Here is a 12,727-nt window from a genome sequence, read left to right as displayed (position 1 = left end):
GTCAGCACTCCCACTCTACGCGGCTGAACAGATAACCCTTGCCCCACACGGTCTTGATCTTGCGCGCTTCGCCAGCGTTATCGTCGAACTTGCGCCGCAGCTTGGAGATGGCCACATCCACGGAGCGATCGGTGCCATTGAACTCGATGCCGCGCAGTTGTTGCAGGATACGGTCACGGTTCATCACCTCGCCGGCATTGCGTGCCAGCACCACCAGCAAGTTGTACTCGCCACTGGACAGCTCCACCTCTTCACCGCGCCAGCTTACCGTGCGCTCGGCCAGGTCGATGCGCAGGCCGCCGATCAGGATCAGGTCGTTGTCCAGGCGCGGCTCGTTGACACTGCTGCGGCGCAGCAAGGTACGCACGCGGGCCAGCAACACACGGGGTTCGCAAGGTTTGGTCACGTAGTCGTCGGCGCCCATTTCCAGGCCCAATACCTGGTCATGGCTGTCGTCGCGGGCAGTCAGCATGAGAATGGGCAGGGTTTGTGACTCCTGGCGCAACAGCCGGCACAGTTGCAGGCCATCGATACCCGGCAGCATCAGGTCAAGGATGACCAGGTCGGGCTTTTGCCGACGGTATTCGTCCAGCACATGGTCGCCCCGGGCGATCACCTGGACATGAAAGTCGTTGCGTTGCAGGTAGCTGGCGATCAGCTCGGACAGGGCACTGTCGTCTTCGACCAGGAAAATATTCGGCATAGGCGCTTGGGAGTCTGGGTTGGAGTGAACCTGTACCGACCCTTTCGCGGGCAAGCCCGCTCCCACAGGTACAGCACAGGTTTCAGATGCTGTGCGGTCCCTGTGGGAGCGGGCTTGCCCGCGAAAGGGCCGGCACAGGCCTACGCAGAATATAGAACCCAGCCACTCGACAGGATCATTCTTCACACTTTTTCACACTCGCCCTACAGGTGTTAACAGCCGCTCGGCCAACACCTGCCGTACCATATGCACGGTCATCATCGGAAGATCCGCATGCCTACTCTCCTCCCCCCTCGTCTGCGCCCAGTGGCGCTTCTGGCGTTCTTGAGCCTGTCCCTTGCAGGCTGCGGCGACAGCGCCGAACAAGACGAACAGGCCCCCACCCCGCAAGTGCGGGTAGAAACCCTGCAATTGCAGCCCCTGGCCATCAGCAGCGAACTCAGTGGCCGCATCCTGGCCCCGCGTACCGCCGAAGTACGTGCGCGTGTCGCAGGCGTGGTGCTCAAGCGCGTCTACCGCGAGGGCAGCGACGTCAAGCAAGGTGATGTGCTGTTCCTGATCGACCCGGCGCCGTTCAAGGCCGACCACGACAGTGCCCGCGCCACCCTGTCCAAAGCCGAGGCCACCCTGTACCAGGCGCGCCTGCAAGAGCAACGCTACCGCGAACTGGTCGACGACAAAGCCGTCAGCCGCCAGGAATACGACAACGCCAAAGCCAGCTTCCTGCAAGCCGACGCCGAAGTGGCCGCCGCCAAGGCTGCCCTGGAGCGCACCCGCCTGAACCTCGGCTACGCCACCGTCACCGCGCCGATTTCCGGCCGCATCGGCCGCGCCCTGGTCACCGAGGGCGCACTGGTCGGGCAAAACGAAAGCACCCCGCTGGCGACCATCCAGCAACTGGACCCGATCCACGCCGACGTTACCCAGTCCACCCGCGAGCTCAACGCCTTGCGCCGCGCCTTGCGCGCTGGCGAGTTGCAGCAGGTGGGCGACGGCCAGGCCCGCGCCACGCTGATCCAGGACGATGGCAGCGCCTACCCGCTGCCGGGCAAGCTGCTGTTCTCCGACATCAGCGTCGACCCCAGCACCAACCAGATCACCCTGCGCAGCGAGTTCCCCAACCCGGACCTCGACCTGCTGCCCGGCAGCTACGTGCGCGTACGCCTGGAACAGGCCGTGCAGCCCAAGGGCCTGAGCGTGCCGCAGCGGGCCATCCTGCGTGACAGTGCCGGTGTGCCGAAGGTGTTGGTGGTCGACCAGCAAGCCCGCGTCAGCGACCGCCAGGTGGTACTGGGCAGCGCCCAGGGCGACCGTTGGGTCGTCAGCGAAGGCCTGGCCCCAGGCGAACAGGTGGTGGTCGAGGGCCTGCAACATGTCAAGGCCGGTGACCAGGTGAAGGTCGACAACGCATCAGGCACAGCACCCATCGCACAGCACAACGGCCAGTGAGGGCCTGATTCATGCCGCAATTCTTCATCGACCGCCCGGTGTTCGCCTGGGTGGTCGCACTGTTCATCCTGCTGGCCGGAGCACTGGCCATCCCGCAGTTGCCGGTGGCCCAGTACCCCAACGTGGCCCCGCCGCAGGTGGAAATCTACGCCGTGTACCCGGGCGCCTCGGCGGCGACCATGGACGAAAGCGTGGTGAGCCTGATCGAGCAGGAACTCAACGGCGCCGACAACCTGCTGTACTTCGAGTCGCAGAGCAGCCTGGGCAGCGCCACCATCACCGCCACCTTCGCCCCGGGCACCAACCCGGACCTGGCCCAGGTCGACGTGCAGAACCGCCTGAAGGTGGTTGAGTCGCGCCTGCCGCGCCCGGTCACCCAGCAGGGCTTGCAGGTAGAAAAGGTGTCCACCGGTTTCCTGCTGCTGGGCACCCTCACCTCCGAAGACGGCAAGCTCGACGAAACCGCACTGTCGGACATTCTTGCGCGCAACGTGATGGACGAAATCCGCCGTATCAAGGGCGTCGGCAAGGCCCAGCTGTACGGTTCGGAGCGCGCCATGCGCATCTGGATCGACCCGGCCAGGCTGATCGGCTTCAACCTCACGCCCAACGACGTGGCCGAAGCCATCGCCGCGCAGAACGCCCAGGTCGCGCCAGGCAGCATCGGCGACCTGCCCAGCCGCAGCACCCAGGAAATCACCGCCAACGTGGTGGTCAAGGGCCAGCTGAGCACCCCCGAGGAGTTCGCCGCCATTGTCCTGCGTGCCAATCTGGATGGCTCCATGGTAACCGTCGGGGATGTCGCCCGTGTCGAGATCGGCGCCCAGGAATACCAGTACGGCACACGCCTGAACGGCAAGCCCGCCACTGCGTTCAGCGTGCAGCTCTCGCCGGGTGCCAATGCCATGGAAACCGCTACCCTGGTGCGGGCAAAAATGCAGGAGCTGGCGCGTTACTTCCCGGAAGGCGTCAAGTACGACATCCCCTATGACACTTCTCCGTTCGTCAAGGTGTCGATCGAGCAGGTCATTACCACCCTGTTCGAAGCCATGCTGCTGGTGTTTGCGGTGATGTTCCTGTTCCTGCAGAACCTGCGCTACACCCTGATCCCCACGCTGGTAGTACCGGTGGCGCTGATGGGCACCTTCGCGGTGATGCTGGCCATGGGCTTCTCGGTCAACGTGCTGACCCTGTTCGGCATGGTGCTGGCCATCGGTATTCTGGTCGACGACGCCATCGTGGTGGTGGAAAACGTCGAGCGGATCATGGCCGAAGAGGGCCTGCCGCCCAAAGAAGCAACGCGCAAAGCCATGGGTCAGATCAGCGGTGCGATCGTCGGCATCACCCTGGTGCTGGTGGCAGTGTTCCTGCCCATGGCGTTCATGCAAGGCTCGGTGGGGGTGATCTACCAGCAGTTCTCAGTGTCGATGGCGGTGTCGATCCTGTTCTCGGCGTTCCTGGCCCTCAGCCTTACCCCGGCGCTGTGCGCCACCCTGCTCAAGCCGGTGGCCAAGGGCGAGCACCATGCACGCAAAGGCTTCTTCGGCTGGTTCAACCGCCGCTTCGAAAGCATGAGCAACGGCTACCAGCGCTGGGTGGTGCAGGCGCTCAAGCGTAGCGGCCGTTACCTGCTGGTGTACGCGGTACTGCTGGCGGTGCTGGGCTATGGCTTCAGCCAGTTGCCCACGGCGTTCCTGCCCACCGAAGACCAGGGCTACACCATCACCGACATCCAGCTGCCGCCAGGCGCCAGCCGCATGCGCACGGAACAGGTGGCTGCGCAAATCGAGGCGCACAACGCCGAAGAACCCGGCGTAGGCAACACAACCGTGATTCTCGGCTTCAGCTTCTCCGGCAGCGGGCAAAACGCGGCATTGACCTTCACCACCCTCAAGGACTGGTCCGAGCGTGGTGCCGACGACAGCGCCCAGTCGATTGCCGACCGCGCCAGCGCGGCCTTCTCGCAGCTAAAGGACGCAGTAGCGTTTTCGGTGTTGCCACCGCCTATCGACGGCCTGGGCGAGTCGACCGGCTTCGAGTTCCGCCTGCAAGACCGCGGCGGCATGGGCCACGCCGAGCTGATGGCCGCCCGCGACACGTTGCTGGCCAATGCGGGCAAAAGCAAGGTATTGACCAACGTGCGCGAAGCATCGCTGGCCGAAAGCCCGCAAGTGCAGTTGGAGATCGACCGCCGCCAGGCCAATGCCTTGGGTGTGTCGTTCGCCGATATCGGCTCGGTACTCGATGTTGCAGTGGGCTCCAGCTACGTCAACGACTTCCCCAACCAGGGCCGCATGCAGCGCGTGGTGGTGCAAGCCGAAGGCGACCAGCGCAGCCAGGTCGAAGACCTGCTGAAAATCCACGTGCGCAACAACAGCGGCAAGATGGTGCCACTGGGCGCATTCGTCCAGGCCAAGTGGGTGAGCGGCCCGGTCCAGTTGACCCGCTACAACGGCTACCCGGCGGTATCGATTTCCGGTGAGCCGGCCGCCGGCCACAGCTCGGGTGAAGCCATGGCCGAGGTCGAGCGGCTGGTGGCCCAACTACCGCCCGGCACCGGCCTGGAATGGACCGGCCTGTCGCTACAGGAACGCTTATCGGGCAGCCAGGCCCCCCTGCTGATGGCACTGTCGCTGCTGGTGGTGTTCCTGTGCCTGGCGGCGCTGTACGAAAGCTGGTCGATCCCCACCGCCGTGCTATTGGTGGTACCACTCGGCGTGCTGGGTGCGGTGCTGGCCGTGACCCTGCGCGGCATGCCCAACGACGTGTTCTTCAAGGTGGGGCTTATTACCCTGATCGGCCTGTCGGCGAAAAACGCCATCCTGATCATCGAGTTCGCCAAGCATCTGGTTGACCAGGGCGTGGACGCCGCCGACGCCGCCGTGCAGGCCGCCCGCCTGCGCCTGCGGCCCATCGTGATGACCTCGCTGGCGTTCATTCTCGGTGTGGTCCCCCTGGCCATCGCCAGCGGCGCCAGCTCGGCCAGCCAGCAGGCCATCGGCACCGGGGTGATCGGTGGCATGGTCAGCGCCACGTTGGCAGTGGTGTTCGTGCCGGTGTTCTTCGTGGTGGTGATGCGGCTGTCTGGACGACGCCAGGCGCGTAACGCCAGCGCACACGGTGCGATCAGCGAAAGCTGACTGGACAACCCCGGCGTGAAATGGGAGGGTTCCCGGCAATGACTGCCCGGAGCCCTTTTTCATGCCTGAACCATTACCCCCCTGCTCCATCCTCATCCTTGCCGGTGGCCGAGGCCAGCGCATGGGCGGCCGCGACAAGGGCTTGATCGACTGGCAGGGCGAGCCGCTGGTGGCACATGTACAGCGGGTGGTGCGGGCGCTCAGCGATGACCTCGTCATTTCCTGCAACCGCAACCAGAAGGCATACCGGGTGTATGCAGACCAGCTGGTGGGCGATGCGCAAGCGGACTTCCCCGGGCCATTGGCGGGCGTGATTGCCGGGCTCAAGGTGGCACGGCATGACTGGGTGGTGGTGCTGGCTTGCGATGCACCGCTGGTTGACCGGGTGTTGATCGAAGATCTGCTGCGGTTGGCGGTGGCCAATGACAGTGCGGCCATGGTGCGCCAGGGTGGGTATTGGCAGCCGATGTTCAGTGTGCTGCCGCGGCGGGTGCTGCCGGGGCTGGAGCAGGCCTGGGCAGCGGGTGAGCGGAGTTTGCAGAAGGCCTTGCTGCGTGAGGCGGTGCAGGGGTTGGAGTGTGCCGATGATGACCGCCGGCTAAGCAACTTCAACAGCCCGGAGTTGCTGCAAGGCTGAAGTCATCTGCCGCCTGTGCGGGCCTCTTCGCGGGCAAGCCCGCTCCCACAGGTACTGCACAGATTTCAGATCCTGTGCGGTCCCTGTGGGAGCGGGCTTGCCCGCGAAGAGGCCCGCACAGGCAATACATCACCGTGCAGACAACTCCTCGACACTGATCTCGCGCATCCTGAACTTCTGCACCTTGCCCGTCACCGTCATCGGGAACTCGTCGACAAAGCGGAAGTACCGGGGCACCTTGAAGTGCGCAATCCGCGCCCTCGCCCACTCGCGCAACTCATCCTCACTGGCAGCATGCCCGGGATGCAGCCGCACCCAGGCCACGATCTCTTCGCCGTACTTGCTGCACGGCACGCCAATCACCTGCACATCCGCTACTGCCGGGTGGGTGAAGAAAAACTCTTCCAGTTCGCGCGGGTAGATGTTCTCGCCGCCGCGGATGATCATGTCTTTACTACGCCCGACGATGCGCACGTACCCCTGCTCGTCCATCACGGCAAGGTCGCCGGTGTGCATCCAGCCTTCGCCATCGATGCTTTCAGCCGTGGCCTTGGGGTTGTTCCAGTAACCGAGCATCACGCTGTAACCGCGGGTGCACAGCTCACCTATCTCGCCACGCGGCACGGTGTTGCCGTCGGCGTCGACCACCTTATTTTCCAGGCGTGGCTGGGTGCGGCCGACGCTGGTCACCCGGCGTTCCAGGTCATCGTCAGGCCCGGTTTGCAGCGACACCGGGCTGGTTTCGGTCATGCCGTAGGCAATCTGCACCTCGGCCATGTGCATCTCGCCAATCACCCGGCGCATCACTTCGATCGGGCACGTGGCACCGGCCATGATCCCGGTGCGCAGGCTGGACAGGTCGAATTCGCCCCGCTGCGGGTGGTCCAGTTCGGCGATGAACATGGTCGGCACACCGTACAGCGCCGTGGCCTTTTCTTCCGCCACAGCACGCAGCGTGGCCAGCGGGTCGAAGGCATCGTTGGGGTAGATCAGGGTGCTGCCGTGGGTCATGCAGCCAAGGTTGGCCATGACCATGCCGAAGCAGTGGTACAGCGGCACCGGTACCACCAGCCGGTCATGCTCGGTCAGGCCCAGGCTTTCGCCGACCATGTAACCGTTGTTGAGGATGTTGCTGTGGCTGAGGGTGGCGCCCTTGGGGAAACCGGTTGTGCCCGAGGTGTACTGGATGTTGATCGGGTCGTCGCAGCGCAGTTGTGCCTGGCGCTCGGCCAGGGCCTCACGGCTGACAACCTGGGCGCGGGCCTGCAACGCGTGCCAGGCCAGAAAGCCCGGCGGTGGCGCAGCAGCCAGGCTGACCACGCCACGTAGTTCGGGGAACCGTTCGCAGTTCAGCGCGCCCGGTTGGCCGCTGGCAAGGCCCGGGATCAGGCCCAGCAGCATGGCGTGGTAATCGGAGGTTTTGAACGCGTCGGCGCAGATCACCCAACGGCAGCCGGACTGACCAAGGGCGTAGTCCAGTTCGCTGAAGCGGTAGGCCGGGTTGATGTTGACCAGGATCGCGCCGACCTTGGCGCTGGCAAACTGGGTAATGCACCATTCGGCGCAGTTGGGCGCCCAAATACCCAGCCGGTCGCCGGGTTGCACGCCCAGGGCCATCAGCGCGCGGGCGTGCTGGTCGACGGCCTCGGCCAGTTGCTGCCAGGTGTAGCGCAGAGCCTGGTGGCGGACCACCAGGGCTTCGCGGTCGGGGAAGCGGGCGACGGTGGTGTCGAAGGCATCGCCGATGCATTGGCTGAGCAGGGCTTTGGCCTGGTCGCCCTGGGAGTAGCTTGGCTGGGGCATGGGCGTTCTCTTGTTGTTTTTGTGTTGTCTGGGCCGGCCTCTTCGCGGGCTTGCCCGCTCCCACAGATACCACACAGGTTTCAAGGACTGTGCAGTACCTGTGGGAGCGGGCAAGCCCGCGAAGAAGGCAACGCCGATCTAGCGGATAAACACCTGCGGCGTAGTGGTAGACATGTCACCACCCGGCAGCTTGATGTTTTTCACCTTTTCCAGCGTATCCGGGTTGAACACCGCCAGGTCATTGAAAGTGCCACCCAGGTACAGCTTGTCGCCTTTCTTGTCGAAGGTGACGCAGTAGTAAGTGTGCTCAAGGTTAGCCGCCTTGATCAGCTTGCGCTGCTTGATGTCGTACTTGGCCAGGCGGTTGAGCACGCCGTAGATCTGGTTCGGGTCCTTGGGCGAGCGCAGGCCGGTGAAGTACAGCTCGGTCAGGTCGGCAAACTCCTGGGTATGGGTCTTGCCGGTCTTCAGGTCGACGCTCAGGTAGCCGTACAGCAGCTCGGCCTCGTTCGGGTCCTGCTTCTCATCCTTGAACCTGGCGATGGTGTACAACATCGAGAACTCGTGGCGCGGGTTCTGGTGCGGCCAGAAATACAGCACGTCCGGGGCGCTGTAACCCTTGCGGTTCCAGTTGCGCAGCGGCAAGGCCACCGTGTACTTGCCGGTCTTCACGTCCATTTTGTAGATGTCCGGCCCGGCAAAATACAGCGTGCCATCGTCGGCAGTGCGCATCAGGTACACCTGGCGCGGCATCGGGAAGGTGCGCACCGGCTTGGCCTGCAGGCCATCGGTGGTGCTGAACACTTCCAGCCGCGGTGGCTTGACCACATAGTGGTCGTTCAGCATCTGGGTCGGGTTGACCGTGGCGTACACTTCCTTGCCGTCCGGGCTGATGGCGAACGAGTACATCGACCGGCCCACTTCACCTGCCACGCTGGACAGGTTGGCCCGGAAGGTATTCTTGCAGGTGTCCAGGTCGATGCCGTAGATGTCGCCGTAATGGTTGTTCAGCACGTAGGCCGTGCGGTTGTCCGGCGCCATCATTGCGGTGCCGGGGCCGAACCTGTCGGGCATCTTGCAGCTTTTGTAGACCGTGTCACTGGCCACGTCGACCACATGCAGGTTGTTCGGGTAGTTGGTCACGATCATGTATTCGTGCCCTGCCTTCAGCGCCGGCCCGGTGTCGTCGGCCTGCGCCAGCCCGGCGCAAGCCGTGGCGGCGATGGTGAGCGCGAGTTGCGCGCAGCGTCCAGCTTTCATGCGGTTTCCCCTTGTCATTCTTGTTGGGCCGGTCACTTGTCTTTCGGGAACACAGTGCCGAGGTTGCGCCAGTCGTCCGCCGAGTTGGTCGCCTGGGCGTTCCAGTCCTGATAGGTGCTCATCATGTCCGGCACCTGGGCCGGCCACCAGCAAGGGTCGGAGCAGCCATACAGGTCGGCTTCCATCGGCTGGCACAGCGAACTCACACCGCCAAAGGCATCCACTTCCCAGCCCGGGTCTGTGGTGGCCGTACAACCGGCCACCGCACTCATGGCCATGACTTCTTCCACGCGGTCTTCGGCGGCGGCTTGTTCGAGGATGCGCGCCTTGTTGTTCAGGGGCTTCAAGTGCTTCATGTCAGTGCGCCTTCCGCGGGGTGATGTAGCGGTCGATGAAGGCCGGGTTGGCGGCCATGATGCGGCTGTAGACCTCGATGCCGAAGTCGACCCAGTCGCGCATCAGTTCGCAATAGTGATAGGTCGGGTGCTGCGGGTCGCCGTAGCGGGCGTAGCTTTCGTGGTAGCAGCCGCCAGAGCACAGGTTGCGGATGCGGCAGCTCTCGCAGCCGGTGTTGCTGCGGTCCAGGCGCTGCGACAGGAAGTCGTTGAGCTCTACCTGCTTCACGCCCTGGTGCACATTGCCGAAGGTCGGCAGGTTGGAGCCGGTGAAACGGTGGCACAGGTTCAACTCGCCCTTGTGGTCCACCGCCAGCATTTTCAGCCCGGCACCGCATGGCAGGGCCTTCTTGTGGCCCTCGTGAATGTCGGTGATCAGCTGGTGCAGGTTGGAGAAGCCGATGTTGCGGTGTTCCAGCGCAGCTTCCAGGTAACGGCGGCCCAGCGCCTTCATGTTGGCGAAGACCTCGACCAGTTCTTCGCCGGTGAGGTTGAAGTCGGCCATGTCGCCGGAGGTGACCGGGGCAAAGCCCACTTCGGCAAAGCCCATTTCGTTGAACAGGTGGTTCCAGATGGTCTCGATATCGGTAATGCCGCGGGTCAAGGTCACCCGTGCGCCCACCGGGCGGCTGTTGTACCGCGACAGCAGCATGTCGGCCTTGCGCCGCACCACGTCATAGGTGCCCTGCCCGCCCACGGTGATGCGGTTGCGGTCGTGCACGGTCTTGGGGCCGTCGATGCTGATCGACAGGCCGAAGCGGTGGGCATTGAGCCAGTCGATGATCTCTTCGGTCAGCAGCGTGGCATTGGTGGTCATGATGAACTCCACCTGCTTGCCCGCCTCGGCGAACCGCCGCTCGCAGTAGGCCACCATGTGCTCGATCAGCGGCCGGTTGGACAATGGCTCGCCACCGAAGAACACCACGCTGTAGCGCTCTTCGTCGGGCGATTCCTTGAGCAGCATTTCCACCGAGGCTTCGGCAGTGGCGGCGCTCATCTTCTTGCCGGCTGACGGCTTGTCCAGGTCTTCCTTGTAGCAATAGGTGCAGCTGAGGTTGCAACCGGTGTTGACGTTGAGCACCACCGTATTCAGGGCAGTGCGCTCGACCCGCTTGAGGGCGATTTCCGGGGTCAGTGGCGAGCCGTCGCTGACCAGCTCCAGCGCGATCAGCTCGTGCAGGGTGTCCTGGATATCGTTGCCGGCAAACTGCTGGCCAAGGCGCTGCACCAGTTCCTCGGCCGAGCAGCCTTGCTGGCGCAGGGTGTCGATGATGCCGCCGGTTACCGCATCGGCGGTGAACAGCGAACTGCTGGGGATATGAAACAACATGCGGTCGGCGTCGACCTGCACTTCGTGCAGGTTGCGCTCGACAAGATTAAGTAGTGCGCCCATGGCGACCTCCCGATAATCGATCCGTTGGAAAACCGTTGCGCCCGGCCGTTACGGCAGTGGCGGGTTGTTCCAGCGCTGAACGGTGACGATCATGTGCCCTTCGCCGGTCTGGCCACCGTCGGCCAGCGTGGCGATGACCTTCAGGTTGCCAGCGTTGTTGGTCATCATCTTGCGCTCAGGGTTGGGGCCGGCGCCGCCTGGCACGAACACGCCATCGGCCTGCATCTTGCCGGCGAACTTGACGTCTTCGTCCTCGACCGCACGCTCGTTGAACGGCTCAACCTTCCAGGTGGCCGGCAGGTAGCCGATGCGCAGGGGCTGGCCACTGGCGTCCTTACCCCAGGCTTCAGCCTCGAAGCGGCCCTGCACTTTCGGTACCGAAGCGCCGTTCTCGCCAATGCGGGCAATGGAGAACGCCGGCACTACCTTCACTTCATCAACCTTGTCGTACACCGCCAGGTTAACGCCCTTGAGCGCGCCAACCGCAACTTCGCGCTGGCCAGGCTTGGCGTCTGCAGCTGCGCGAGCCTTGACCCGCACCAGCGTTGGGGTTTGCTCCAGCACCTCGGTCACTTCCACGCCAGCGCCCAGGTCGGGCTTGCCGTCCAGGCCGCTGCCCACCAGGGTGATTTCGCTTTCGCCGCCCGCCTTGATGAACGCCGGTTGCACCGCCAGCAGGCGTGCCTTGCCTTCCTTGACGGCAGTGAAGTCCAGGCCACGCTCATCGTGCTCAGCTTCGAACATGCGGCCTTTCATTTCGCCATCAAGCGCCGCGAACACCTGGCGCAGGTTGGCATCGCCCACCTTGACGTTGCCACGCCATTCGTAGCCGTTGTACAGGATCGCCGTACCGCTGCCGTTGAACGGCGTGCCGTCGGCATAGGCGCCCTTGACCTCGACCTTGAAAGTGTCACCTTGCTCGGCCGAAACACTCATCACGCCGCGCACGTCGCCTTTGGCCAGCATGTGGCCGCTGAAGGCCCATTGCCCCGGCAGCACGTCGGCGCCTGGCTTGGCCTTCTGCCACTCAGCCCAGGCCGGGTTGTCCAGTGGGTAGCGCTTGGCAAGCTCTGGCACCACTTGCTGCAAGGCAATCGGCAGCCAGTCGCGGTCCCGCGCCTGGGCCTGGTATTCGAGGGACGGCCATTGGCCGAGGTGGAAGTTGACCAGGTGCTCCCATTCCTTGGCAGGGCGGCGCTGCAAGGCGACGCGGGCGCCGGAGTGGCAACGGCCACAGGTTTCGCTGAGCTGGGTGTCGAAATGCTCGACAGTATTGAGGCGGCGTTCCATGGCGTAGCGCACGCCATCGGTTTCGCTGGGCGCCAGGCCTTGCTTGTCGGCCAGGTACTTGACCAGCGTGCGACGGTCGTCGTCACTGATCTGCAGGCCGTGCATCACCTGCATGCGGGCGATGCTCATCAGCCAGCCTTCCGGGGTTTTGCGCTGGTGGCTGATACGGCTGTAGGTATCGTTGCCTTCGGGGATATGGCACCCCATGCACTTGTTCTGCAACAGGCTCGGGCCCTGCTCGGCCGCCATGGCCTGGGTGCTCAGCAGCGCGGCGGCGACCAGCGCCAGTTTGCCCGCATGCCGCCGGAGTCGAGTCGTCTTCAAGGTCAGACCTCCACGGTTGTTGTTCTTATCGTTTTTCGCACGCTTTGGTACAGCAGGTGTGCATGTGACGGTTGTGATACAGGAACTGTGCCAGGTGCTGCAAAAATGTTTCAAATCAAGGTGTTGAGGGGAGTTTCAGCGACATTCGAATGCCGCATCCTGTTCATTGAGCGTCACATTCCGCGACTGAGTGTTTCACCTTGAGACAAGGGGCCTGCTGCGCAGGCCGATCGCGACGCAAGGCCGCTCCTATGTATGGACTCGCCCACACTGTCTAATTGCTTTTGAACATAGGAACCCGGTTGCATCTATGTATCAGGCCTATTCGAGGAA

At 63.8% G+C, this 12,727-nt stretch carries 9 protein-coding genes; 3 read left to right on the top strand and 6 right to left on the bottom strand.

What is annotated here, in order from left to right; genetic code table 11:
* Position 1: 1 nt before the first annotated feature.
* On the bottom strand, positions 2 to 703 hold the full coding sequence (locus tag ACQKPZ_RS10220) for a response regulator (RefSeq protein WP_391133450.1): 702 nt from the start codon (positions 701 to 703) through the stop codon (positions 2 to 4).
* Positions 704 to 976: 273 nt separating this feature from the next.
* On the opposite strand from ACQKPZ_RS10220, the gene ACQKPZ_RS10215 reads away from it, so the two are divergent.
* The 3 genes from ACQKPZ_RS10215 (at position 977) to mobA (ending at position 5,929) form a co-directional block, all read left to right on the top strand.
* Complete coding sequence (locus tag ACQKPZ_RS10215) at positions 977 to 2,152, top strand: efflux RND transporter periplasmic adaptor subunit (protein WP_427537406.1); 1,176 nt, start codon at positions 977 to 979, stop codon at positions 2,150 to 2,152.
* Between the two features lie 11 nt (positions 2,153 to 2,163).
* The gene (locus tag ACQKPZ_RS10210; RefSeq protein ID WP_427537403.1) at positions 2,164 to 5,292 is read left to right on the top strand and encodes a multidrug efflux RND transporter permease subunit; all 3,129 of its coding nucleotides are present in this window, start codon (positions 2,164 to 2,166) and stop codon (positions 5,290 to 5,292) included.
* 61 nt (positions 5,293 to 5,353) lie between these two features.
* Positions 5,354 to 5,929, top strand: a complete 576-nt coding sequence (gene mobA / locus ACQKPZ_RS10205; RefSeq protein WP_427537400.1) for a molybdenum cofactor guanylyltransferase MobA — start codon at positions 5,354 to 5,356, stop codon at positions 5,927 to 5,929.
* 129 nt (positions 5,930 to 6,058) lie between these two features.
* Here mobA and ACQKPZ_RS10200 read toward each other — a convergent pair whose 3' ends face one another.
* From ACQKPZ_RS10200 to peaA, 5 genes are all read right to left on the bottom strand, one after another.
* Positions 6,059 to 7,732, bottom strand: a complete 1,674-nt coding sequence (locus ACQKPZ_RS10200) for a fatty acid CoA ligase family protein (protein WP_427537398.1) — start codon at positions 7,730 to 7,732, stop codon at positions 6,059 to 6,061.
* 138 nt (positions 7,733 to 7,870) lie between these two features.
* Positions 7,871 to 8,992 carry a quinohemoprotein amine dehydrogenase subunit beta gene (gene peaD / locus ACQKPZ_RS10195; protein WP_427537395.1) on the bottom strand — a complete coding sequence of 374 codons (1,122 nt, stop codon included), beginning with the start codon at positions 8,990 to 8,992 and terminating at the stop codon, positions 7,871 to 7,873.
* 32 nt (positions 8,993 to 9,024) lie between these two features.
* Positions 9,025 to 9,348 (bottom strand): quinohemoprotein amine dehydrogenase subunit gamma, encoded by a 324-nt coding sequence (gene qhpC, locus ACQKPZ_RS10190; protein WP_012272119.1) that lies wholly within the window; start codon positions 9,346 to 9,348, stop codon positions 9,025 to 9,027.
* A gap of 1 nt (position 9,349) precedes the next feature.
* Positions 9,350 to 10,780: a quinohemoprotein amine dehydrogenase maturation protein gene (gene peaB / locus ACQKPZ_RS10185; protein ID WP_391133472.1), complete on the bottom strand. Its 1,431-nt coding sequence runs from the start codon at positions 10,778 to 10,780 to the stop codon at positions 9,350 to 9,352.
* Positions 10,781 to 10,828: 48 nt separating this feature from the next.
* Complete coding sequence (gene peaA, locus ACQKPZ_RS10180) at positions 10,829 to 12,394, bottom strand: quinohemoprotein amine dehydrogenase subunit alpha (RefSeq protein ID WP_427537392.1); 1,566 nt, start codon at positions 12,392 to 12,394, stop codon at positions 10,829 to 10,831.
* Positions 12,395 to 12,727: the final 333 nt, after the last annotated feature.

The organism is Pseudomonas sp. NPDC089547, from assembly GCF_050280665.1.
GTDB lineage: Bacteria > Pseudomonadota > Gammaproteobacteria > Pseudomonadales > Pseudomonadaceae > Aquipseudomonas.
Note: the sequence above shows the minus strand (reverse complement) of the source record. Positions and strands in the feature narration are given on the sequence as shown.